Source organism: Alteromonas sp. ASW11-130 (assembly GCF_026183735.1).
Classification (GTDB): Bacteria; Pseudomonadota; Gammaproteobacteria; order Enterobacterales; family Alteromonadaceae; genus Alteromonas.
Genome location: NZ_JAPFRE010000016.1, coordinates 52,596 through 77,499, shown reverse-complemented (window position 1 = coordinate 77,499; position 24,904 = coordinate 52,596). Strand labels below are relative to the sequence as shown.

Annotated in this window: 20 protein-coding genes; 7 read left to right on the top strand and 13 right to left on the bottom strand. The window is 43.0% G+C overall.

Going from position 1 to position 24,904, the window contains the following annotated elements:
- The first annotated feature begins 3 nt into the window (after window positions 1-3).
- Window positions 4-1,107, top strand: coding sequence for a hypothetical protein (locus tag OPS28_RS05435; RefSeq protein WP_265608444.1), 1,104 nt, complete (start codon window positions 4-6; stop codon window positions 1,105-1,107).
- A gap of 864 nt (window positions 1,108-1,971) precedes the next feature.
- Here OPS28_RS05435 and OPS28_RS05430 read toward each other — a convergent pair.
- The 7 genes from OPS28_RS05430 to OPS28_RS05400 form a co-directional block, all read right to left on the bottom strand.
- Window positions 1,972-2,592, bottom strand: coding sequence for a toxin co-regulated pilus biosynthesis Q family protein (locus tag OPS28_RS05430; RefSeq protein ID WP_265608443.1), 621 nt, complete (start codon window positions 2,590-2,592; stop codon window positions 1,972-1,974).
- Between the two features lie 83 nt (window positions 2,593-2,675).
- Window positions 2,676-3,602 (bottom strand): LpxL/LpxP family Kdo(2)-lipid IV(A) lauroyl/palmitoleoyl acyltransferase, encoded by a 927-nt coding sequence (gene lpxL / locus OPS28_RS05425; RefSeq protein ID WP_265608442.1) that lies wholly within the window; start codon window positions 3,600-3,602, stop codon window positions 2,676-2,678.
- 89 nt (window positions 3,603-3,691) lie between these two features.
- Complete coding sequence (locus tag OPS28_RS05420; protein ID WP_265608441.1) at window positions 3,692-3,949, bottom strand: DUF3081 domain-containing protein; 258 nt, start codon at window positions 3,947-3,949, stop codon at window positions 3,692-3,694.
- A gap of 63 nt (window positions 3,950-4,012) precedes the next feature.
- Window positions 4,013-4,576: an outer membrane beta-barrel protein gene (locus tag OPS28_RS05415; protein WP_265608440.1), complete on the bottom strand. Its 564-nt coding sequence runs from the start codon at window positions 4,574-4,576 to the stop codon at window positions 4,013-4,015.
- A 21-nt stretch (window positions 4,577-4,597) separates the two neighbouring features.
- Window positions 4,598-5,824 (bottom strand): hypothetical protein, encoded by a 1,227-nt coding sequence (locus tag OPS28_RS05410; protein WP_265608439.1) that lies wholly within the window; start codon window positions 5,822-5,824, stop codon window positions 4,598-4,600.
- On the bottom strand, window positions 5,796-6,617 hold the full coding sequence (locus tag OPS28_RS05405; RefSeq protein WP_265608438.1) for an outer membrane lipoprotein-sorting protein: 822 nt from the start codon (window positions 6,615-6,617) through the stop codon (window positions 5,796-5,798). The genes OPS28_RS05410 and OPS28_RS05405 overlap by 29 nt, the downstream gene beginning before the upstream one ends.
- Window positions 6,592-8,907: an efflux RND transporter permease subunit gene (locus OPS28_RS05400; protein WP_265608437.1), complete on the bottom strand. Its 2,316-nt coding sequence runs from the start codon at window positions 8,905-8,907 to the stop codon at window positions 6,592-6,594. Before OPS28_RS05400 ends, OPS28_RS05405 begins: the two co-directional genes overlap by 26 nt.
- Before the next feature lie 229 nt (window positions 8,908-9,136).
- On the opposite strand from OPS28_RS05400, the gene OPS28_RS05395 reads away from it, so the two are divergent.
- The 3 genes from OPS28_RS05395 to OPS28_RS05385 all read left to right on the top strand — a co-directional run bounded on the left by OPS28_RS05395 (window position 9,137) and on the right by OPS28_RS05385 (window position 14,172).
- A complete protein-coding gene (locus OPS28_RS05395; RefSeq protein WP_265608436.1) occupies window positions 9,137-11,389 on the top strand; it encodes an acyl-CoA dehydrogenase in 2,253 nt (750 codons plus the stop codon).
- A gap of 160 nt (window positions 11,390-11,549) precedes the next feature.
- The gene (locus OPS28_RS05390; protein WP_265608435.1) at window positions 11,550-13,574 is read left to right on the top strand and encodes a putative bifunctional diguanylate cyclase/phosphodiesterase; all 2,025 of its coding nucleotides are present in this window, start codon (window positions 11,550-11,552) and stop codon (window positions 13,572-13,574) included.
- 7 nt (window positions 13,575-13,581) lie between these two features.
- Entirely contained in the window at window positions 13,582-14,172 is a 591-nt protein-coding gene (locus OPS28_RS05385; RefSeq protein WP_265608434.1) for a thymidine kinase, read from the top strand.
- A gap of 8 nt (window positions 14,173-14,180) precedes the next feature.
- Here OPS28_RS05385 and OPS28_RS05380 read toward each other — a convergent pair whose 3' ends face one another.
- A complete protein-coding gene (locus OPS28_RS05380; protein WP_265608433.1) occupies window positions 14,181-15,104 on the bottom strand; it encodes a hypothetical protein in 924 nt (307 codons plus the stop codon).
- A gap of 229 nt (window positions 15,105-15,333) precedes the next feature.
- On the opposite strand from OPS28_RS05380, the gene OPS28_RS05375 reads away from it, so the two are divergent.
- A complete protein-coding gene (locus tag OPS28_RS05375; protein ID WP_265608432.1) occupies window positions 15,334-15,825 on the top strand; it encodes a GAF domain-containing protein in 492 nt (163 codons plus the stop codon).
- Window positions 15,826-15,836: 11 nt separating this feature from the next.
- Here the strand turns inward: OPS28_RS05375 and upp are convergent, their stop codons facing one another.
- The 3 genes from upp to OPS28_RS05360 form a co-directional block, all read right to left on the bottom strand.
- Window positions 15,837-16,466, bottom strand: coding sequence for a uracil phosphoribosyltransferase (gene upp / locus OPS28_RS05370; protein ID WP_265608431.1), 630 nt, complete (start codon window positions 16,464-16,466; stop codon window positions 15,837-15,839).
- A 54-nt stretch (window positions 16,467-16,520) separates the two neighbouring features.
- Window positions 16,521-17,279, bottom strand: a complete 759-nt coding sequence (locus OPS28_RS05365) for a class I SAM-dependent methyltransferase (protein ID WP_265608430.1) — start codon at window positions 17,277-17,279, stop codon at window positions 16,521-16,523.
- 879 nt (window positions 17,280-18,158) lie between these two features.
- Window positions 18,159-18,650 (bottom strand): GAF domain-containing protein, encoded by a 492-nt coding sequence (locus tag OPS28_RS05360; RefSeq protein ID WP_265608429.1) that lies wholly within the window; start codon window positions 18,648-18,650, stop codon window positions 18,159-18,161.
- A gap of 177 nt (window positions 18,651-18,827) precedes the next feature.
- Here OPS28_RS05360 and OPS28_RS05355 point away from each other — a divergent pair, with 177 nt between their 5' ends.
- Window positions 18,828-20,282 (top strand): amidohydrolase family protein, encoded by a 1,455-nt coding sequence (locus OPS28_RS05355; protein ID WP_265608428.1) that lies wholly within the window; start codon window positions 18,828-18,830, stop codon window positions 20,280-20,282.
- 39 nt (window positions 20,283-20,321) lie between these two features.
- Here OPS28_RS05355 and OPS28_RS05350 read toward each other — a convergent pair whose 3' ends face one another.
- Window positions 20,322-22,223 carry a M1 family metallopeptidase gene (locus OPS28_RS05350; protein ID WP_265608427.1) on the bottom strand — a complete coding sequence of 634 codons (1,902 nt, stop codon included), beginning with the start codon at window positions 22,221-22,223 and terminating at the stop codon, window positions 20,322-20,324.
- A gap of 140 nt (window positions 22,224-22,363) precedes the next feature.
- A complete protein-coding gene (locus tag OPS28_RS05345) occupies window positions 22,364-23,257 on the bottom strand; it encodes a substrate-binding periplasmic protein (protein WP_265608426.1) in 894 nt (297 codons plus the stop codon).
- Window positions 23,258-23,765: 508 nt separating this feature from the next.
- On the opposite strand from OPS28_RS05345, the gene OPS28_RS05340 reads away from it, so the two are divergent.
- Window positions 23,766-24,899: an NAD(P)-dependent alcohol dehydrogenase gene (locus tag OPS28_RS05340; RefSeq protein ID WP_265608425.1), complete on the top strand. Its 1,134-nt coding sequence runs from the start codon at window positions 23,766-23,768 to the stop codon at window positions 24,897-24,899.
- The last annotated feature ends 5 nt before the right edge of the window (window positions 24,900-24,904 follow it).

Here is a 24,904-nt window from a genome sequence, read left to right as displayed (position 1 = left end):
ATCATGGATAAATCAGTAAAAGCGTTAATAAAAACGGCAAATAGTTTCGAGGCCTATGTCAAAAATATCTGGCCTATCCATCGCAAGTTTGCAAAAAACAAAATCAGTAGAAGATGCACGAGATGTGCGGCTTCAGAACATATGATTAAATTAGATGATGAGATATGTGATGTATGCAAAACGCTAACACTCGATGAGATAGCGATAAAAAAAGACTACACTGGAAACCTGAACGAGGCAATTGAGTCGGCCTTCGGAAGCGGCAATTACGATATATTAATTGCCTATAGTGGTGGCAAGGACAGCACTTACCTGGTTAAAAAAATAAGAGAAAAGTATCCAAATAAAAGACTGCTTCTCTTTACAATCGATAATGGGTTTATGAGCCCTGTGGCTAAACTCAACATCGAAACGCTTCTTCCTCAGCTGGGTGAAGATCATGTATTCATCAGGCCCGCAAAAGAATTTTTCGCAAAAATGTTCGCTTACGGTCTACAACATCTAAATGACGAAGGTGGCTATGGCACAGTGGACTTTAGCGACGGCGAATTCATGATAGATAGTGGGAAAAAGCTCGCAGCACAAAAAGGGATTCCCCTTATCCTGATTGGTTATTCCCGTTATCAAGTTACCAATGGTTTAAAGCTGGACACCTTCACATTACCGAAAACCGCTAAAAGGAGCACTGTAGCAGGCCTTGAAATCGCTAAATTTCATGACCAAGATGAACAAGGGAAATGGTTTCACAACGACACTATCCCTGAAGTTGCATTTCCTTTTTTCGTGTGGGATTTAGAGGAAGAGGAAATAATAGCGCATCTTGTAGAATGGGGCCTTCTTCACAATAAAAATTTAAGCCCTATTGCCACCAATCACGCCTTAATACCGGTAATTGGCGTAGTTGATGTTCATAATAAGGGCTACAGCAGCTATGAAAAAGAGTTTTGTACAATGATTCGAGATGGTAAAGCTGATTACGTTAAATGGAGAAATACCTTCGAGTTTTTGGAATACACTTCAAATACAGGATTGTTTGTTAAACCTTTAGTCGACGAATCCCTTGCAGAATTAGGGCTATGCTATAGCGATGTTGGCATCAAGTGGTAAGGCAGCAATACGTTTCGGCTCATCTCTAAATTGGCCGTCTCTACGAAGGTTACATCAAACCGAAGAAATGGCTAAGAGTGATACAACCCCGCCATCGTGATGCAACGTCCGTCATCGTGATGCACCTCTCGTCATCGTGATGCAAATCACGATCTCCTCACGCATATGAAGGGGTGAAAACGTATCCTCTATCCTGAAAAAGTCTTCTTCTTAATTCCCCTAGAACAGGCGTGGGGGTCCCGATTTTCATCGGGATGACGAGAAGTTATTTCGGGATGACGAGGAGTTGTTTCGGGATATCGATGGGTCGTTTGGGCATCGCGGTTGGGTATTGTGAATACATTAACCTGCGCCGGGGAAACCCCGCCATCGTGATGAAACGTCCGTCATCGTGATGTACATCACGATCTCCTCACGCATATGCTGGGGTGAAAACATTAACCTGCGCCGAGGAAACCCCGCCATCGTGATGCAACCCCCGTCATCGTGATGCACCCCCGTCATCGTGATGCAAATCACGATCTCCTCACGCATATGCTGGGGTGAAAACTTCTCCTCAATCCTGAAAAAGTCTTCTTCTTAATTCCCCTAGAACAGGTGTGGGGGTCCCGATTTTCATCGGGATGACGAGAAGTTATTTCGGGATGACGAGGAGTTGTTTCGGGATATCGATGGGTTGTTTCGGCATCGCGGTTGGGTATTGTGAAAACGTTAACTTGCGTCGGGAAAAACCCGTCATCGTGATGAAACGTCCGTCATCGTGATGCAAATCACGATCTCCTCACGCATATGCAGGGGCGTTAGCGGCTCCCTCTTTCGTTGGAAACGGCGACAGGCTTAGCCCTCAAAGGTCCGTTGAGTTTATTACGAACGTTTAACCTCACTACATGAAGTCTTAAGATATTTCGTTTTATTTTGCGTCACTACCAATGAGCGCTGTTTAGGACAGATATAAGTTTTTACTTCGCCTGCAAAGTTACTATCTATTGCAGTGGCAATATCTGACAATGCTTTAACAATTGTGCCGTTCACCTGAAAGTGGTGTTTAATAACAAAATCCTGGTCAAGATCCCAAATAACTTGCATACCTTCAAGTTCCGCATAAGTAGAAATTGTCTCGCGAAGTGTTCCTCCTGCTTTAAAAGAACGTTGTTTATGTTCTCCTACCCATCGCTTATTAACAGGTTTAATATCACTAGACATACCTTGCAATTGGCTATCAAGGGTTTGGTCTCCATTAGATATCTCAATAACAAAGTCGCCCTTATTTTCCTTTATACGCTCGTCCGATGACATGCGAAACTCGCGGTAAAAGTCACTTAGGCCCTTGGAAACACTTTTCTGTTTAGTTTCACCTTCAGCCAGAGGTGCTGTTTCGTTTTCAGATTGCATATGAATCAATACGCCCGCAACAATAATTAGTACTAGCGCTAGCACTATGTGCTTCACCCAAAACAGTGAACTGGAAAATCCTGTTTGTGCCATAATTTCACACCGTAATTCCTAAAAGACCTACTTCTTTCAACTGCTTTTCTATTTTATCGGCAGCTTTTTAATTTTTATAATTTTTAATAAAGTGACGGCTCATGCTCGTCGGGCCGGGTTTTAAAACGTTTGTGCATCCACAAGTAGCTTTCCGGCTGCTCCTGAATAATTTCAACGATACGTTTGTTGAGTAAAGTTAACGCGTCGCGATCATCCATTTCAACCAGTTCCGGCATTGGAGGGTAAATTTTAACCTTATATCCGTCAGATGTGTACTGTGATGTCATTAACATCGGAACGCACTTGGTGCGGCGAATAAACATCAGTGTTGCTGTAGTGGTAGCAGTTTGCTTCACACCGCCAAAAGGGACAAAAATACTTTGCGCTCGGCCATAGTCTTGATCAGGGAGATACAAACACAATTCTCCTTCATCTAGAGCATTGATAAGATCTTTAGCATTACGTTTATGGATCAAATATTTATTTGACTGAGCGCGTCCGCGATACTGCATATAATCTACTAGAGGGTTATTATGTTTGCGGTAAAAACCAACTGCAGGCCATGTGTAACCTAACCCTCTACAGGCGAACTCCAAGTTTACGTTATGTAGTGCCATTCCAAACACGCCGCACCCCTCAGCAAACGCATTTTCCACATGTTCGAAACCTTCAACGTGAAACGAACGTTTCACCCTCCACGAAGGCCACCACCACCCCATAGCAGTTTCGAACAATGCCATACCCGTTCGCCTAATATTCTCTTGCAATAGCTGCTCGCGCACTTCGGCTGACATCGTGGGATAGCATAACTCAAGATTACGTCTAGCTATGTGCGCGCGCTTGGGGGCGACAACGCACATTAATTTGCCGACTCTGGCACCCAACCAGCGAATCGCAGGAAGAGGCAACCAGGTTATAAGATAAAGCACACCAGCTCCGAACCATATAGGCCAGTACTGGGGTAACAAAAATTTAAGGGAAAATTCAGGCGGCTTAATGGCTGCAGACAACGATACAATTCCTGTAGTTTTTCAGGTATTGTAACCTCTTAATGAAGTGCATTGAAGTAGGGCAGGAGATTCTAGACCATTTTAGTCAATCAATACTCCCTGTCGATCTGCTTCAATTTTTTCTCAAACTGTTCGTAATGTTCACTGGATTCATAATCAAAATGATATTGATTATGAAAGCCGAACTGTAATTTTACCTTCGGGTCTTCGACAAATAACGTGTATCCATCTAAATCAGTGAAAGCAGTTATGCCATTGAGTCGATATTTGTCATCCTGCTTTTCTCCGAATTGGCGTATTTTCTCAAATACTTGCAGTAAAAATTTAGCATCGAGCTCGTTTTTCATATTTTTACTCATCTCTTTTATTAGAAGACTTTAAGAAAGGTACAGGATATTTGCAGATATAGATTAATTAAAATTGTATCGAATACCTAGATTAACCAAATTCGCTTTAAAATCATTCTCACCGCGAATATGTTCTATCTCAAACCGCACCATCGTCCTTAGAGATAAATGATAATCGAATCCCAGCGCCACCATACCGCCAAATAAACCTTCGTCGAACTCGCATCGTTTGGTTATAAGAGAAACATTCCCAATTGGACATTCTTCTCCATTTGCTGGCTGATACCCCTGCACATCTATGTTCATGACTCCAAGTTTATAAAACAATTCACCAACTTGATGACCCGCTTTTCCCAATACCGCCAAGTACAATGACGATGCTTGCATGGAGTACATTTCACCTTCACCATCAATTATCTCACGAACTCCCGCTTCCGCGTACCATTGGCGCTTAAATTGATGCCCCAATGCCAGTGAATAATTGACGTTATCCAATTCCAGTCCCTGTTCAAGAAATGTAACGTCTGAATAACCCGACGTTACCACTCCATACATTTTTTCCGTCGCTTGAGCAGTAAAAGTAAGGCTCGCGCAAAACGCCCCTATCGCAAATGTTTTTATCATCATTATTATTATATTGCTGAATTATTAAAAAAAGTGTTCTAAAGATAACTGAATGTGGTCGTCGCGTCTTAAAAAATAAAATGTATCAGCTTCATCATTGGACGAAAAGAAGTAAGCATCTATTTTCCAACGCCAGCTATTGGTAATGCGGCTCGATGCTTCTATAAAACCACTATAAGTAGCGGTATCGTCTAAATCTTGTATGTAACCGAACAAAAATTCGGTTCCATCGATATCATTCCATACCCAGCGAAGTCCTGTCATCAAATCGTTTTGCCCAGTGGCAAAAAAGTTATCATCACGTTCATCGTACTGATATTCCATCAGCACACCTAAATCATATTGAGTCTCAAATACGCCTACAGTGGTCCGTTCAAAACCTGCAACAGCAGCGACAAAATCTTCGCTCTGACCTGTCCGATAGATCCCCTCAAACTTGAGCAGCCAGGCCCCCTGAACTTTGAGTAAATCAATACCAAACTGTTCAATTTGTGCATAGTATGGGCGAAGCAAAACGTTATTAGATTCATCAAACTCTGTTAGCAACTCCGGCTCCCGCGACGTGCCATCAAAGTAAGAAAGCCCCACTTCCCATGGCCCTATGCTGTTACGCCAGCGAAAAGCATAGTCTATGTGAGACTGCTCATCATCAGACTCATAAACCGCATTATCCCCATCAATAGGTATTGGCGGGCGTAAACGTCCATCACTTCCCGCAAACGTTCGCTCCCTGAAATACGGTAAAACAAATGCAGAGAAGGTTCCCCAATCTCCAAATAGATTCAAATTAACCATGGGTTGGCCAAGCTTGTCTTCACCATCAACAGCTTCTACCGCATCAGTTTGGTTAATTATATCAACTAAATGGATGGATTCAGTTTGCCCCCAAAAAACATGGGCTACACCAACGCGCGTTTCCCAGCTTTCTGAGGCATGCAACCATTGAAGCTCACGCACATCAACATGGCTTCTTTCTTCATCATGCTGATCCACACGAACAAAGGGCTTAAACACGATACTGTCCGCTCTATCATTCCACTCGTAATAGAATTCTGGTTCGATATAGCCTGAAAGCTGCGTCCGCTCTTGTTCTGGATAGGCAGCATCCTGAAGAAAATAACGGGCATCAACGCCAGCTTGGCCGCCTATTTCAACTTCCGCCATGGCCAAATGGTTAACGAATAATGAACCTGCACACACTAATAATCTTTTTATCACTATCTTATCTTGCTCTTCGTAAACTGTTTTCATCGAAGTCTGAGTCTTCCAGACCCACGCCAAATTCTATTTCATGGGTAATTAACTCTGTCGACTTTTGGGTTTGCACGTTGTACATGTAGCTTTTTAAAGGACGCCAGAACTTATCTTCAAATAAGGTGTAGTCTTCAAATTCCAACGTTTTTAACAGATCGCCCTTGCGGTCGTAGAACTCTACTTTGCGAACGCGGTAGTGCTCCTTGTCAATCCAGACGATTTGCTTGGAGTAACCTGAAAAGTTATCCTGAGGCACCTGTTCGAGTACATAAACCTCATCCCCTTGATAGGTATCATCGCGAAGAAAGTCATAGGTGAATTTGTCAACTTCAAATGAGGTCATGTCCTCAAATGCGAATTCGCTCCCCATAAATGGACCTGACTTATTTTGTGAGGCAATTCGTTTAACCCGTTTTAGCGCTGGAAGATAAATCCATTGTTCGTCGGGCTCTTTTGAATGGGAGAAACTTAAAAATGCTGTTCCACTCACATCACGTGGCGAGTCAAATATGGTCAATGCCTTGTCGCCGTCATCCTGCACTTCAAGTGTCTTCACGCGCATTTCACGCTCAGACTCCTGACCTTGTGCATTACGCAGTATCATGGACATATCCGCTACCGAATTATCCCAGCCTCGATCGCTATTTTTACGCTCAATAGTTATTCGAAGACCTTCTTTTTCAGACTCTTCATCTGCATGAGCAGTGGCAATCGTAAAAATAGGTGTCGCTAAAATAGCACAGACAACTGTGCTAAATAGCCAATTATGTTTGTTCGCTAGTTTGATCATACTCAGCCTCTTTTCTTCTGTTTAACCACACTAAAAATGCTGGTAAAAACAGTAAATCTATCAATAATGCAGAAATAATAATGATCACTGTCAGTGCGCCCATATCTGCGTTTAAAGCGAAGCTGGATAAGGTAAGCACACCGAAGCCAGCAGCCAACACTATGGTGGTGGTGGTCATTGCTTGGCCGACAGTATTAAACGCATAATGCACTGCTTCTTTAACATCCCGCCCTTCGTCCCTGGCCACCTGATACTTTGATAGGAAGTGTACCGTATCATCGACAATAATACCCAGTGTCATACTAAGCACGACTGACAATGCCATATTAATTTCGCCAGAAACCACTCCCCAAATACCAAAGCCAACGCCCGCTGGCACTAGATTAGTAATTAAACTAATACCGCCAAGAAACCATGAACGTAAAGCGATGACAATTAAACCCGATATCAATACGAGTGCAATTAGCGTTCCTCCTACCATGCTTTCCATGTTTCGTTCACCAATATGAGCAAACATGAGCGGCGGGCTTGCGGCTTCTAAGCGCAGGTCTGGCGCCAACTTGTTGAACCAGGCTTTCGCACGACGCTCAAAGTCAGTAAATTCCTTGCTGCCCAAGTTATCCAATACGGCAATTACCCGCAAAGCGGATTTGTCGATATCTATTTGATTATTCAGATCCAATCCATACGGTAATGACATTTCGTAAAGTAATAGGTACTGTGAAGCCAATTCCCTGTTTTCCGGTATTGCGTAAAAATCAGGCTGATCTTCGTGCATATTCATGTTGAGGCGCTTCATGGTGTCGGAAAAGCTTAGTACATGGTGAACTTCGGGTTGCTCTTCTAACCAATTCGCAAACTGCTCGATTTTATGTAAAAAAGTAGGTTCGGTAATGCCATATTGTTCATCCGTGTAAGCAACAAAATCGATATTAGACATCCCGCCTAAATAGTCTTCCTGAATATTGACTGCCTGGCGAAAGGTACTGGAGTCGTCAAAATAATTTACCGCAACGTCATTCAATTCGTTTTTGACTGAAAGGAATGAAAGTGTAAGCAGTATTACGGCTGACACAGGTAATACTAACTTATAATTGCCCGTGACCCAGTGCCCAGCTTTAGTAAAGTATTTCGCCTGCGCTGCTTCACCGGAAGATGGTTTAAACGGAAAGAGCGTGAGCAACGAAGGTAGTACGGTCAACGAAAACAGGCACGCTAACATCACGCCGACAGCAACTGTGTTGCCTAAATCGGCTAATATAGGAACCGCAGAAAAATTCAACATCAGAAAGCCAATGGCTGTAGTAACGCTGGTGATAAGAATCGGTTTTTTATTGATTAAAATACTTTTGTGAATGGCGTCAGCTTTGGACATACCAGCGTTTAAAAATTGTCGCATCGCTACAATGACATGAATACAGTCAGCGACTGCCAACGTCGTTATCACCGTCGGCATATTGACCGTAGCCGTACTTAAAAACATACCATACCAGCCTGCCAACCCCATCGTAATCATGATAGATGCAATTACAATAATAAGCGTGGAAATGGCCGCGTAAACCGAGCGCGTGAGCAAGCCAATTAAGACTGTTATAAGTAAAAACATGAATGGTACAAGGGTCTGAGCATCCTGTTGTGCAGCGATTGAAAACGCGTCGTTCATAATGACCATACCAGTAAGATAGATCTGGTGCCCAGGAAACGCTTTCTCATATTTTTGTTCTAGTTGGCGAGCGAAATCAGCGATTTCTATTACTTCTTTGGTTTGATCACCGTCAGGTAGCTGCACGGTTACATCAATTACCGCCACTTCAGCTTTGTCCGAAACTAAGCGGCCGCTAATTTCCGGTGAAGAAGCCACCACCCCCTCAACCCATTTGATATGGTCAACGTCGGTCTGTCCTGACCTAATTAAATCGGTGACAATCATGTCGTCTTGCTCAGCAAAGGTGTGCTGATAATTAGATAACGACTCCACCCGTAATGATAGTGGCAATTGCCATGCATCTTCAGTGAGAGACTGAATCAGTTCGAACGTTGACGGTTGGTAAATGCTACCGCTTTGGGGAACAATTATAAAAGATACATTCTCGCTTTTGTTGAAGATATTTTGCATCTCTTCGAATGCCACGCGTTGCGGATTATCCTCTTCAAAAAACACTTTGTAGTCGCCGCGAAAATATAAATTCTTTGCGCCTATACTAGCGATGACACAGACAACCACAAATAACACTAGTCCAATTTTGGGTGATTTAATAAACCATGCAATCCAGCCGGGAAGTGCTCGCATTAATGATGACCTTTTAAATGTACAGGAAACAATAGTTTGTGATTAAGTAGATGTCACACAAGCGCATTTTTCGATACATGCGTATTTAAATTAATATCATATTATAGCGCGTATAGCAGTTAACGGTGGGATAGCAAAGATGGATTGGTTTTGTTATAGAAAATTTGATCTTTGTTAAAAAATAGGTAGTATGACTAGAAACAACTGGTCAGATGAGCGGATGAGTATTATGAGTATCAGAACTAGCTTGAAAAAAGTTTTGCCCCCAATTTCGATTACCGAACAGGAAGCCCTAGACGCAGGTGATGTTTGGATCGAGTCTTCTATTTATTGCGGCAAACCCGACATGCAAGCACTTCGCTCCATTCCTCAGGCAAAATTAACTGCAGAGGAACAGGCATTTTTAGATGGCCCTGTTCAGCAATTGCTTGAAATGGTAGATGATTTTGAATTAAGCAATGAAAAACATATCCCTCAGGAAGTGTTGAACTTTCTGGGCGAAAATAAATTCTTTTCAATGATTATCCCGAAGAAATTCGGTGGTCTTGAATTTAGCCCGTATGCGAACTCTACAATTGTTGCCACCATTGCAGCAAAAAGTGGTGCAATTGCTGTAACGGTAATGGTGCCGAACTCGTTAGGTCCTGGCGAGCTGTTAATGCACTACGGTACCGAAGAACAACAAAATTACTGGTTGCCACGTTTAGCGGTTGGTAAAGACATACCATGCTTCGCGTTAACCAGTCCAGAAGCGGGATCAGATGCAGGCGGTATTCCTGATGCAGCAATCGTAACCAAAGGCGAATACAACGGACAGGAAGTATTAGGTCTTTCCGTAAGTTGGGACAAGCGCTACATTACTCTTGCTCCTATCGCTACGGTATTAGGTTTGGCGTTCAAAGTGTTCGACCCTGATAAACTGTTAGGTGACAAGCTCGAACTGGGTATTACCTGTGCTCTATTGCCTAAAGCTCACCCAGGTGTAGAGCTAGGTAACCGCCATGACCCAATGGGCGTACGTTTCTACAACGGTACAACCCGTGGCAAAAATGTATTTATCCCTATGGACTTCATTATTGGTGGACAAAAGAACATTGGCCGTGGCTGGCAAATGTTGGTTAGCTGTTTGGGAGCAGGACGTGGTATCTCGCTACCAGCCATGGGTGCAGCAACTGGTCAATCAGCTTTTAAAAGCACCGCGGAATATGCATTTGTTCGCGAACAATTTGGTTTGCCAATTGGTCGTTTCGAAGGCATTCAGGGCAAAGTCGCTGATATCGCGGGTAAAACATTTTTACTTGAAGCCATGCGCGTGCTCACCACTGAAGGCTTGGGCCTCGGCGTGAAGCCTGCTGTAGTAACAGCAATCGCCAAGTACCACATGACCGAACTAGCGCGTGATGTATTAAATTCAGCGATGGATATTCAGGCAGGTAAAGCTATTCAGCGTGGCCCACAGAATACGCTGGCTGGCGGTTACTCTGCATTGCCAATTGCTATTACAGTTGAAGGTGCCAATATTCTTACTCGCAACTTGATGATATTTGGTCAAGGTGCAATGCGCTGTCATCCGTACCTAAAAGAAATGGTGGATTTGATTCATAGTAACGAATCAACTGCAGATAGTGAATTTAACAAGGTGCTAAGGAAAACAGTTGGCTTCAGCGTTAAAAATGCATTCCGCAGTTTAGGTAAGAGCTATCTGCCATTTATTCGTGAAGCAGAGTCAAGCCTACCAGAGGTGCGCAAATACGAAAAACGCATGAATGCGCTAGCAGCCAAATTGGCTCCTCTAGCAGACCTTTCATTGTTAGTTTTGGGTGGTGACCTGAAAAAAGCTGAACTGCTTTCAGCCCGCTTAGGGGATATCATGAGCTACCTTTACGGAGCAATGGCATCGGTTCGTTTTTACGAACAGCGCATAGAAGATCGAAAGTTAGCAAAACCTTATTTCGACTATGCCATGCAGTGGTCGTTGCAACAAGGTGAGCAAGCGCTGGTTGATTTTATCAATAATTTCCCGAATGCGGCTACTCGTGGGTTGATGCGCGTATTGACTAATACGTATTCAAATAGCGTTAGCGGTATTAGTGATGACTTGTTACGCGAATTGTCGTTAGCAGCCATGCAGGATAACAGCGCTAAAGCCCAGTTGACACATTTAGTGCGCCCTATTCCAGGCGATGGTAACGATATTAATGAGCAAGCCTTTAAAGCTAAGCATGCCGTGGCTCATCTCTTAACGAAAGTACAAAAAGCACTTCGTAAAGAGCCAGTCGTGCCGTTTATCTCGCTTGAAAACGCACTAAACAAATTGCAATCGAAGGGTGTTATCACTACTGCAGAGGCTAGTTTGTTGCACGATTACAACGAGAAACGAAAGTTAGCCGTTCGCGTGGATGAGTTTACTTTTGATATGGAACTCGTTGACGCCGAAGGTAATTTGGCTACCACTGAAACATCAACGAAAGACGCAGCTTAGTCTTGCGTGAACGTACTCTAAAAGGCAACCTTCGGGTTGCCTTTTTTACTTCTAAGGCTATTTGTTGTGTAAATTTGTGCAATTAGATTGTATGTCGTAATTTTTTTAATGTACGATTTACCTTTAATTTTCCATACGTAACTTAAGGTAGGCGGCCAGTTTGGACGCAAAGTCAGCGCAAATAAGAGAACAAGCCCTCCGTTATAGTAGCTATGATGCTATTTCTTTGCTTCACGGCAATATCTTTACTGGCTTGCTAATGACTTTTCTGGCGATGAGCTGTTTGGTATTCGGCTTTGATAACCCAGAAGTTTATCCACTTAAGCTCTATTTCTGGATCGCCACGGTTGTAGTGGTCGTCTTACGGTTGGCAGACACTCTTTACTGGCGAATTTCGCTACGAGGAACGTCATATAACCCAGATATACCTTTGCTTCGCTTTTCCCTCGGCGCTATAGCTACGATCATTATATGGGCAACGTATGTCAGTGTGCTCTACTATCATCTTGATACCTTAGAAATGATGAGCACACTGGTTATTCTTTCCGCTATCGCGGGTGGGGCCGCCACCATACTTGCACCTAGCCGCTTACTCGTATCGCTGTATTGTACGCTTCTTATTTTGCCAGTTTCAGTACTTGCTATTACAGACATACGTAATGAATTTAATATCATTGGGTTTCTCGGCATAGGTTATTGGTTGGTTTTATTGGCTATCTCCCTTAAATCCAATTCATTTTTTTCCAATGCCATTGATATTAAGCGGGTAAACGAATCACTAATTTCTGAACTGAAAACGGAACGGAATCAGGCAGCAAAAGCGAATGAAGCACTTCGCATTACTAATGAAAAGCTAGATAATTCTAACGCAACGTTAGAAGAAGCAGTAATGCGGCGAACAGATGATATTCATCGCCTGTCTAATCGCGACCCGCTTACGGAATTACTTAACCGTGCAGGGTTTAATAGGCACCTTGAGAGTGTTTTAAAAACCACACGGGAGCTTAATAACAGTCTCGCCGTGTTATTTGTTGATCTAGATGGTTTCAAGCAAGTTAACGACGGTTTGGGCCACCAAATTGGTGATAAGGTACTGGTCGAGGTCGCTAAACGACTAGCTCGTTTTTGCGAACCCGACCATATCGCCCGCTGGGGGGGCGACGAATTTGTTATTGCCTTACCTTATGCCACCCGAGATACAGCGATAGCAGTAGCACAGGCAGCGAGGAGTGGTATAACCATCCCCATTATCGTAGAGGAAAACCAAATCTTACTGGATGCTACTATTGGTATCGCTATTTTTCCCGAACATGGCGATACCGCTTCTTTGTTAATCCAGGAAGCCGATGTCACCATGTACGAACAAAAGCGTATTCAACCCGGTACAGTTGGCGTTTTCAATGCAAAGATATACAACTCAATTAAGGAAGAACAAGCGCTGCGGAGTGGTTTACGTCATGCCATTGAGCGTGGTGAGTTTTCGGTAGTCTATCAGCCTATTATCAATGGTTCCGACAATAGCGTATGGGCAGCAGAAGCATTAATACGCTGGACATTCAATGATACGCCCGTCAGGCCAGACATTTTTATTCCCATCGCTGAGAAGATAGGGTTGATTCATGAGATTGGTGACTGGGTCCTTAATCGTGCCTGTATCGATGCGGCTCAATGGGTAATGGAGAATGAAGTGGCGGTATCAGTAAATGTATCGGTTATGCAACTTATGGACGATAACTTTACCGGTGCGCTTGACCGAGCATTAAAAAGTTCGGGTCTAGCACCAGAACGCCTCCATCTAGAAATTACTGAATCTGTCTTTGCCGATAATAAAGAAAAAATTCAGATGCAGATTAACGCCATTAAATCCCGTAATATACACATTTCAATAGACGACTTTGGCACTGGCTTTTCGTCACTTAGCCAACTCCAGACACTGAATTTCGACACCATTAAGATAGATCGTGCATTTGTGCAGAATTTAGAGGAAGGCAGTGATACTATTATTGGTGCAACCTTGTTAATTGCGAAAGAGTTTGGCTACAAAACGGTAGCCGAAGGTATTGAAACGCTCGAGCATGCTGAGCGCCTCACTCGAATGGGTGTAGATTGTCTGCAAGGCTATTATTACGCCAGACCTCTACCTATAAGAGATCTAGCCAAGTGGTTCGAACAACACCAACAATAAAAACGTTATGGCACAATTATATTTTTATTACTCTGCAATGAATGCAGGGAAATCCACTTCATTACTTCAATCGGCATACAATTACCGTGAGCGGGGTATGCATGCTGTCATTTTTACGGCAGCGATAGATAATCGCTATGAAGTCGGCAAAGTGACCTCAAGAATTGGTTTACAAGCCGAAGCGCAACTTTATCAGGAAACAGATAATATCCATCAACGGGTGGTAGCACTACAGGCACAAAGACCACTAGACTGTATTTTTATCGATGAGGCCCAGTTTTTAACTAAACGACAGGTTATGCAGTTGGTTGAAGTAGTCGATGAGCTGGACATTCCAGTTTTGGCTTATGGCTTGCGCACCGACTTTTTAGGCGAAACTTTCGTTGGTAGTCATTATTTATTAGCCTGGGCAGATAAGTTATTTGAACTCAAAACCGTGTGCCATTGTGGCAGAAAAGCCAACTTTGTCGTACGTTTAGATGAAAAAGGCAACGCCGTTACCACGGGAGACCAGGTTGTTATTGGCGGTAACGATCGCTACGATTCTATGTGTCGAAAGCATTTCAAAGAGCTTGTTTGGGGCGACTTAAGTCAATAAGATCGCCGTTAGTGAGTAGCATTGGCCGGCTCTTCATTTGATGCATAGTATTCATTTTTTGCTTCCTGTGCGAAACTGGATATGATTCGGCTAAGGTTCGCGCGATTGTTGGGGTGTGAGTAAAGGGTATGTGCTTGCACGAATTCATCATTCTCGTACAGTGATAATAGCGCATCATCTACCTTCGCCAAGAATGCTTTAGTATTTGGTGAGCGATTACACATAATATGACCCGTAAAATAATCTGGCAAACCTGCTAAGGGATACCCTTTTAATTCCTCTGGCTTCATATCCCCCAATTGAGAAAACAGCGCATCGGGTGAAACTATCAACCAGTCAGCTTCATTCTTCAACAGTAATGATATTGACCGTCGGACAGGTGTTCTGCTATCTAATTCAATTTTCTGTTTAGCCTCTATTTTCTCCATCTGCTTATCGATTTTGTCCCCATAAGAACGCTCCTCACTTACCACAATTTTTGTATTCGGGCGCTGCTCGAGCACCTCGTTAATTTTGTTCACCTTCTTTTCGGGAGTTAATAAGTTAGCGGGAATGTCATCTTGTTCGGCTGACTTAAACAGGTGGTAAAACGCGAAAAAGTTCACCGGTAAGCTAAACAGGTAGCGGCTTTGGCGAGAATTGTTTTTGACTCGATTTAACACACAGACATTTCCCTCTGTCGCCATTAAGCGCGGAATACTTTCTGCGGTCACATAGGTATAGGTTGGTTCAAGATTTAACTGTTGAAATAACAATGTGGTAGTGGCACCAATTTTGGAATGGGGCTTGTCATCGATAAGCTCATCCACCGCATTTCGAGCATCAATCAGCAGCAGAATGTCGAATTCCTTCCCATCGGCTACGGCGGCGCGGGCGTTCACCGAAATTGCATTAACCAGGGCGAAAACGACTATGCCATAGAACAGCTTCATTTTACTCCCCTTTTTTTAGTCCAAACTAGGTAAAGATAACCTTTGACGGAAGACTTAATATCCTCATTCTTTCTCATTACTACTGGACCTCTTACGAAGACCATACTCAACCGGATTAACGCGCTGTTCAATTATTGCGCGTTCCGCATTGCCCTACTTAACGTCAAATACTTGCGAAACCCATTATACCCACTTACTTTTATACATTGATTTCAGAAGTTGAACGTACATGGTAGATATTGACCCGCTGACCGACTTAACAATAAAGCTTAGTCGAGAATCAATTAGCCCCGAGAAAAAATATCGCGAAATTTGTCGTACCGTGCGGCGCGCGATTCACCATGCAAACAGGGTCAGTCTTTGGCGCTTTAATGAGAGCAGAAGCGAAATAAGCTGTTTATGTTTGATGGAAGAAGATAGTTTTCTTGCCGATTTTGGGACGGTTCTACCGCAAAGCGAATGTGAAGAATATTTTGAAGCAATCTTGCAAAAAGAGGTGGTTATTGCGCCTATAGCCCGGGAGCACCCGTATACCAGCTGCTTCACCGAAGCCTATTTTAAACCTAATAATATCTACTCATTATTAGACTATGTTTTTCATCACGATTTTAAACCTATTGGAATTATATGTTGTGAGGCCACAGGAGAGCCTGAAGCCTGGAGTGAACGTGATGTATTCATGCTTAAGCGTATCGCTAGTATAACGTCAATGTTCTACTAGCGGCTTTATTTTTATCGAGTGCCGAAAAGTTTATCTCCAGCATCCCCTAGCCCAGGCAAAATGTAGCCTTTTTCGTTAAGGCAATCATCTATGGATGCGGTAAAGATATCCACATCAGGATGCTTTGACGTTACCGCTTCAATGCCTTCGGGGGCGGCTACCAGGAAAAGTCCCATAATGCGTTTACACCCTTTGGATTTCAAAAGATCTACCGTAGCGTTAAACGTTCCCCCCGTCGCCAACATAGGGTCGACAATGAGTGCCATACGTTCCTCTATCTGCGCGGCCACTTTGTCAAAATAAGGTACCGGTTGCAGCGTTTCCTCGTTTCGGTAAAGTCCTACGACGCTTATCTTTGCATTAGGAATAAGCTCTACGACCCCCTCCAGCATCCCTAATCCGGCTCTTAATATGGGAACTATGGTTATTTTTTTGCCTTTGATACGCTGAACTTCAAACTCTTCTCCCGTCCAACCATTAATCGTGACGGTCTCTGTGGGCAACTCGCGCGTCGCTTCATATGTTAACAAATTACCAATTTCACTCGTTAACTCTCTGAAGTCCTTTGTATTAACACTAGCTTCGCGCAACAGTCCCAACTTATGTTGCACCAAGGGATGTTTAATTTGATGCACTGGCATGACGTTATCCTAATTTGATATAGATTGTATTTATTTAAACAGGAAACGAAAGATTTAGATCGTTGGAGTAGTAGATAAATTAGGACCTGTCGCCTTTTTTCGAATAATAAAAACCAAATCGTTATGCCGCCATGATAGATACCCAAGCGAGCATATACTCATTAACATGGCGCTATATTTTACTAGCCACCCCGTCACCTGCTTTTCCTTGATGTAATTATTTTTACCCAGTTCTTTGATTAACTCCAAATCATACTTTTTACAAAAATTTCGAATGCCTGAACGGGATATACTGTCATCATAGATAACAGGATAAGGGGCGTACCCTGGTTGGCCGGCATGTAAACAATTTTTAATATGTCGATAGAAAAGAATGTGCGACCAATGTGGAGTATTCCGAGCCAGGAAACCATACACAGAATCCCGGTCTGGGATTTTTAATATCAGTAACCCGTTTGGTTTGAGCCAGCGATAAAAATTATTTAGTACTTTCTCTGCGTCCTCTATATGCTCGAGAACAAATGCATTATAAATTAAATCGTACTGCTTATCTGGCAGGTCAAGCGTTCTTAAGTCGCCAATAATAGTGTTATCGAGGTCATCGAAATTTTCTTTTCTCAGCGCTAACGCGTCCTCGTCAATGTCTATTCCAGTAAGGGAGTATTCAATTCCGTTCAGATCTAAAGCCCAGCTTTGCCCGCATCCAGCTTCAAGAATGGAGATGCAATCGCATTGGGAGAAGTGAGTACGCACATAGTCAGCGAGTAATAGCGACTCGGTTTTTGAGTTTTCGATAATGCTCAAGTCCCTCACACACGCATTCCTTCAACCTTCCTCGCTCAGATTACATTATTGACACCTAATTTACGTGCAGTGATTTTATTTAGTTCAGCTGAATCATGGAATGTCTGTATTATTAAACAGGATATTGACTGCACTATGATGATTTTGACTGTCTGATCTTTTTACACTTTTACCCAAGCAGCTTAAGCAGGACCATACCCATCAACAACTTACGAAATGGCACACTAAATGCTTACAATTAAATGGACATAATTAGATGTAGCAGAATATGTTTGGTACATCCTAACCTCCGGCCTTAAATGTGGCTATTCACTACGATAAAAGCGAACTTCACTGGTTCGCTTTTATCGTTTTTACGGTAGTTAAGACCCTTTCTGCCAACCGCTAAGAAGTAATTTCAGTTAACGGATAAACTTTTTTCGCTTTTAATACGCTGATTTAGCGAAGGTTCGACAAGGCCATCGTCTTTCTGGCCTGCAATATATCTTCGGTCGTTGCGATACCCCTGCTGATATTGCTTTTGATTCCAGCTGCTTAAACGCGCCTAGCGGAATAACCTGAATAAAATTTATGTGTATTGCTATGAAACGTTGACTCATTAAAGGTTAGTGCGGTCCAAAGTTGTAACGGTGGGGTAGTACCCCGGAAATGGTTTAATGTGCTCTGTTTTTCAACGCAATTTAACTCTCTTGTGTATCACGTGTTAAATCAATCCTCGCTGAATTAAGAAATTTTTGTGATGATAATTGATGAACCTCGATTTCAAGATACTTCATCTGCGGTTTGGCTTCACCCAATAGCGAAGGCTTGTGAATCATTGTGGCGCAGTATTTTCACGCTAAATGATGTGTATAAGTGCCTGTCAACCTTCATTTAATTGTTTTGAAACTACTGACAACCCTTTTTGATTTCCTGCTCTACCATGCTGCCGAATTCTTTCAGCATTGCTATATCTTGCTCAGAAAATTCCCGAGGCACATCGTCAATAGCGCACAGTGTGCCAAGTTCATAGTCATCGGGTGAGCGAACGATTACGCCGGCGTAAGCCCGAATGAAGGGGGCTCCTGTAACCAAAGGATTATTTGCAAATCGATCATCTTGATGCGAGTCAGGAATAACCAGGTATTCTTCTTCCGCAATGGCATACGTACAAAATGAGATATCGCGGGGAGTTTCGCAAACATCAAGGCCTTGTCTAGATTTAAACCACTGCCGATCTTCAGCAACTAAACTGATGAGGCAGATTTTGCAACGAAAATATTCCTGCACAAAACGCGTAATCTTGTCATACCGCTCTTCTGGAGGAGTATCAAGAATACTTAACTCATACAAGGCCTTCAGTCGCTCAACTTCCTTATTTAATTCAGAATCGCTCAACATACCATCTCCAATGTATCAATTGTTTATACTACCCGTTTTTAATAAAACGAATTGAAAATTTTAACATTTATACCTCAATAAGTTGAACAACCTTAAAATAGGGTTAGACCAATCGCATAACTGAAAAAGTGTAATACGCTTTATTTAGCATTATAAATAAGCGTAGCCCAATCTGACATGAACAATGTAACACTTCCTATTAAATTTGACTCTACTTCTAACGGTGAATTCGAACCGCCGAAACTTTCTTATAGGGAGAGTTTAATCAATGAACGTGCCATCGACGTTATCAATACAACGGCGCGCCATAACGCCCTCAATAGAAGACAATTTATGCTATCTGCCAGTGCCGCCGCAGCGACGCTAGTGACGGCTAACCAGATTAACGCAATGGCGGGCTTAAGTGGAGGTTTTTACAATGTTTCAGAGGAGTCGAAACACGACGCTGAGCTGGCAGCAACGGAATTAGACGGCGATGAATTTATATTCGATATTCAAGGCCACTTTGTCGATCCAAACGGACGGTGGCTGACGCAGAATCCAAACAGAGCAAATTCTTTTCTAAATTTGCCCGGCGCACATTGTCATTTCCCAGATATGCCAAACGATCAAAACTCCATTCAATGTCTCGGCCCCAAACAGTTCATTAAAAACGTTTTTATGGATAGTGATACAGACATGATGGTGCTCTCGTTCTTGCCCTCCAGCCGTGAGTCTGAATCCCTGACTATTGAAGAAGCAGACGCCACCCGTCGCATTATTGATGAGCTGGAAGGAGATCAGCGTTTATTACTGCACGGACGGGTGAACCCTAACCAGGAAGGCGATATTGAAGGAATGCATGAGTTGGCGGAAAAGTGGCACGTCAGTGCTTGGAAGACCTACACCCAATGGGGACCTGATGGTAACGGTTTTTTCCTAGATGATGAAGAAACTGGTTTACCCTTTATTGAAAAGGCAATATCGCTTGGTATAAAGAATATATGTATCCACAAAGGGTTACCCTTTGGCAGACAATCGTATCGATACAGTCTTTGTGACGACATCGGCAGAGTGGCAAAACGTTTCCCCGATGTGAATTTTATTATCTATCATTCAGGTTTCGAAACAGGGATAACTGAAAAAGCATTTACCGCTGACGGTCAAGAAGCTGGGGTGGATTCGCTCATACGTTCACTACTGGTAAACACTATTTCACCTAACAGTAACGTGTATGCCGAACTCGGGTCAACCTGGCGGTTTGTTATGCGCCATCCAGATCAAGCCGCCCACGTGCTTGGTAAGTTAATTAAATACGTAGGTGAAAATAATATACTTTGGGGAACAGATAGCATTTGGTACGGGTCGCCTCAAGACCAAATACAGGCATTCCGCACCTTTCAAATCAGCAAGGAATTTCAGGAAGCCTACGGATATGAAGAGCTGACCAGATCAGTCAAGCAAAAAATCTTTGGCTTGAATGCCGCAAAACCTTATGGCATTGAAGTCGATGAGATTAATCGCTTTATTAAAGGTGATGCCATTACTACAGCAAAACAAGATTACTTAAATAACCCTACCCCTCATTTTCAAACCTATGGGCCAAAAACCCGCCGTCAGTTTTTAAATTTGAAACGCTGGGAAAACGAGTAATTGAAAAAGCCGGTATGTGATCATACCGGCTTTATGCGGCTAGTTAACGAACCCTTCGTTAGCTTTCACGGTTAAAGGATGATAACCAGGTTTTGCCTCTTCAAACGCTTTCTTAGCAAATGCTTTACCCTCTGCGGTTTTAGATAGCTCTCGATACAGGGGCTTCACTAGTTTATTTCGACCAATGCTAACCAGATAGTCGTATAAACGCGAGTAAGCGGGTTTATATTCATTTTTCACTGCAATCAGTAACCAGCTGTGCGCAATTTCGTTGTTTTTACTATTCGTTAATGAAAAAGCCTTGTCCAATTCTGCCAATTGTTCTTCATCCAGCGCCCCAGGCATATTGTTCAAGAAGTATAACCATTCGTGTACCGTCCAGCCGTGAGTATCGATTTTTGCTGCTGACATCTTTCCATTCAACCATGCTGTGCGCTTAGCATCAATTTTGTTAAATGCATTTGAGTGGGGTTGTGGCGCTCCATCAGGAATGCCCGGTTCGAAAATCCACTGATTGATTCTTTCGCGGTCTAACTTTTCTGAATATTCGCTCAACAATGTTTTGTCTAAATAGTCAATAAACTCATCGGTGGTAATACTCTTAAACGCAAAGTGCTTGAAATACTCCCTTAAAAATTCGTCAAAATTGTCTCGACCTACCTTTTGTTCCAACTCTCTTAAAAATAAAGCGCCTTTTTCATAAGGGATATTTGAAAACACATCATCCGGATTGCGCCCGCGCAAATCGATCGCCAAAATTTCATCATTACTATCAAGTGCTTCGATGTCTGCTTCAAGATCTTGATAACCTAACACGGCCTCTTTTTTGAAACGATTCTTGCCATACACCATTTCCATAATCCGATAAGTTAGATAAGTAGTGAAACCTTCGTTTAACCACAAATCTCGCCATGTGGCGTTGGTCACGGTGTTGCCTGACCAACTATGCGCCAATTCATGGGCAATCAAGGAAACCAGGCTTTTGTCGCCTGCAATAACCGTTGGTGTAATAAACGATAAGCGCGGATTTTCCATACCACCGAATGGAAATGAGGGAGGCAAAATCAGTAAATCATAGCGCTCCCAGCTATAAGGACCATAGGTTTTTTCCGTCACTTCTAACATGGCTTCGGTATCTTCAAATTCTTTTGCCGCCGCGTCTAAAATCTCAGGTTCAGCATACACGCCCGTGCGCTCGCCCATCGCTTTAAATTCCAGATTACCTATTGCCAACGCAATCAAATAAGAAGGGATTGGCTGTGGCATGGTGAATTTATATTCACCGTCTCTGTCAGTATCAGGGTCATTCGACGCGCTCATTACTGCACGCAACTCTTCAGGTGTGCGGATGATAGCGTCGTACGTTACTCGTACTTGTGGTGAGTCCTGCAAGGGGATAAAGCTACGGGCGTGAACTGCCTGAGCCTGCGTAAACAAAAACGGGTGCTTTTTGCCCGCGGTTTGTGCAGGTGTAAGCCACTGTACACCTGAGGCATCAGGAGAAGTCGCATATTCAATCGTTACTTTACTGGCGGTCTTAGGTAGCGTGATAGTCAATGCAGAACCAAGCTCTTCGTCAGCTTCACTTAAGCGAAACTCTACAGGTTCCCCTTCGACCGTAACCTGATTGATGGTTAACTCACGGGTATCCAATACTAATGTATCAACGCTATGCTGCTGTCTTTCCACCGAAAGTGTTACTTGTCCGTTTAACTTTTTGGCATCAAAGTCAGCGGTTAAATCCAAGTCTAAGTGAGTTACCCTAATCTCGTCTGGATTGGCAAACGAGTGATAATCCTTACCTACGTCCATCAATGACTTTACCATGGTCGCATCAGGTTGGTCTGCGATCGCAGTTACAGTCGAAGTATTCTCATTCTGGGTGTCCACGCACGCCCACAACAAAGTGGCAGAAAGCGCCACCAAACCAAGCTTTCGCATAGCTGTCCTCTATCTGAATCAAACTCAAAAATCTATATTACTCTTTTTCAAAGCATTTCCTACCGTTCAGGGGGAAATGCGAAGGGAAGTCGTCATTAAATAATTACACGGCGGAGTTTCGGCGAACTTTTTACCGGCTGTTAGTAGTGCTCGGATGAAGACCAGATCGCGCCCAAGGTCTCGGGCGTGGCGCGGTCCAAATATGCATCCATGTATTTTTGCGTGAGACGATTAACGGTACCGTTTCTTTTTAAGTGGTAAAGTTGGATATCAAACTTCATTACAAAGTCATCTTTAAATGGAAAATTTTTCTTATCATTTACATCCGTGTAGCCTAAATAAGCATCATTCGTTGCTACAACATTCATTTTAACCAGTTTTACCGCTTTACCCCCATCCCCTTTCGAACCTTTCTTTTCTTTCGCAAGTTCCCGACTTAGCCAGCTATAAGGTAATTTCGACGTTACCGTACAATCTGCCCGTCCTAAACGAAGCAATTCTATGGCGGTCTTAATGTCGTTGACATAGGTAACAGAAAGTTTGTTGTCGTCCACCATCTGATTAAACTCAACGCCTGCCCTTCCGTCACCGCGCCACATAACAAAATTTAGTCCCTCATAATCTTCAGGGTAATAAGGACGAGCTATGACCGCCGCTGCTGCGGTACAAACCACCATATCCTGTTGAGTATACAAAGACATGGAATAAGGCCACAGGTATGGTCGTTTAGTGTCTTCGGTTAACCAATCATGGGCGTGGAAATAAGGCGCTAAGATGGCGAAGGCTTCGCCTTTTTGTGCCATTAATTTTGCGCGTTGCCAAGGCACTACTTTGAATACAACATCATAATTTGGCATGCGCTGAACCACTTTTTTAACTAGTTCCACATACAAACCGGTTAACCGTCCATCTTCATCTGTATAGGCAAAGGGTGGCAATGTGTCGTACGTGTAAATTTCTATCCGTTGCGCTGTAGCAAAAGCCGAACAGGCACAGACACTCAAAATTGCTACTACCATTAATAGGCGATTCATATGCGTTTTAAATTCTCGTTTGATGCATACCCCTTAGTGGTATAAACGTGTGAAAAAACAGTATGGATGTAACGCTGCACAATTTTTTACATTTTCCCCTGCTAAAACTAGTGGTTAGTTAATTTCCCCTCTTAAACTCGTTATTATGGTATCAACCCATCTATACTAGGTTAAAAGGTATAGCGGTCATTAACGTTGTTCTTACCCAAGGATTACAACTGCCCCCCACTGCGCGCCTAATTAGCTTAGCTTGCTCTTCGCACAAAATTGTCCTTCCTACATTCCCTTACTCTCGATTTAAGTTTTCTGTCAAAGTGGCAACTTTACACCGATAAATATCCATGCTTTTTATCAGCCTTCATGAAATATTTGAAACAATCTGACCTTTCACCTTTAAAAACGCGTAGCCATCACAAGTCACAATAAAACATATTTTTTATTTACTCTTTCACCTATCGAACCTTCGACTCATATTCGATGCAAAGTGTAAAACATTGGGAGAATGCATATGAAAGTATTTGGTTTTGGCACGCAAGATGCCGACAAAGAATTAACGCCGGTTGTCTTTGACAGGAAAGACCCTCGTGCAGGTGAAGTAGCCTTTAAGGTCACCTATTGCGGTGTTTGTCATTCTGACCTTCACCAGGTAAGAAACGATTGGGATAATACAAAATACCCATGTGTTCCAGGTCACGAAGTGGTGGGAGAAGTAACCGAGGTGGGAGAAGGTGTTACTCGGTTTAAAAAAGGTGACCTCATAGGTGTTGGCTGTATGGTCAATAGCTGTTTAGACTGTGAAAAATGTGATGATGGTGTCGAAAATTACTGCCAGGGTCCTATCGGTTTTACCGGTACCTACAATGGACCAGCGAAGAAGGAAGATCAAAATACGTATGGCGGTTACTCTTCTTACATGGTCGTGCGTGAAGAGTTCGGGATTACCGTACCTGAAAATTACGATCCGAAATACGTGGGCCCAGTGATGTGTGCCGGGATCACAGTTTATTCACCTATGAAACATTGGAATGTGGACGAAAACACCACCTTGGGCGTCGCTGGCGTGGGCGGTTTAGGGCATATGGCTATCAAGTTAGGCAAAGCGCTGGGGGCTAAAGTTGTTGCGCTTACACGTAGTGAGGGCAAAAAAGATAAGCTCCTCAAAATGGGTGCTGACGAAGTAGTGATTTCCGAGAATAAAGACGACATGAAATCAGCAGCACAAAGTATTGATTTGTTAATCAATACAATTCCAGTGCCTCACGATATTAATCCCTATGTAAAACTAATGAAGCCGGATGGTACGGTCGTCATTGTGGGTAACCTTATCAATTTTGAAAACGTGGTACCCGCCCCGCTTGTTATTAATCGCGTGAGCATTGCTGGTTCGCTTATTGGTGGCATTCAGGAGACGCAGGAAGTACTAGACATCTGCGCCAAACATGATATTTCACCCGATATTAAAATGGTGAAAATGCAGGAAATCAATGATGTACTGGATACCCTCGAAAAAGGAAACGAGAGCGATTTTCGACATGTAATTGATATGCAGTCACTGCATGACGATATTGATAACTTGCAGAGCGAAGCAAAACAAATTGATGATCCAGATCGCGGTGAAGTGGTTAACCGAAAGGCTAGCTAAGTAGC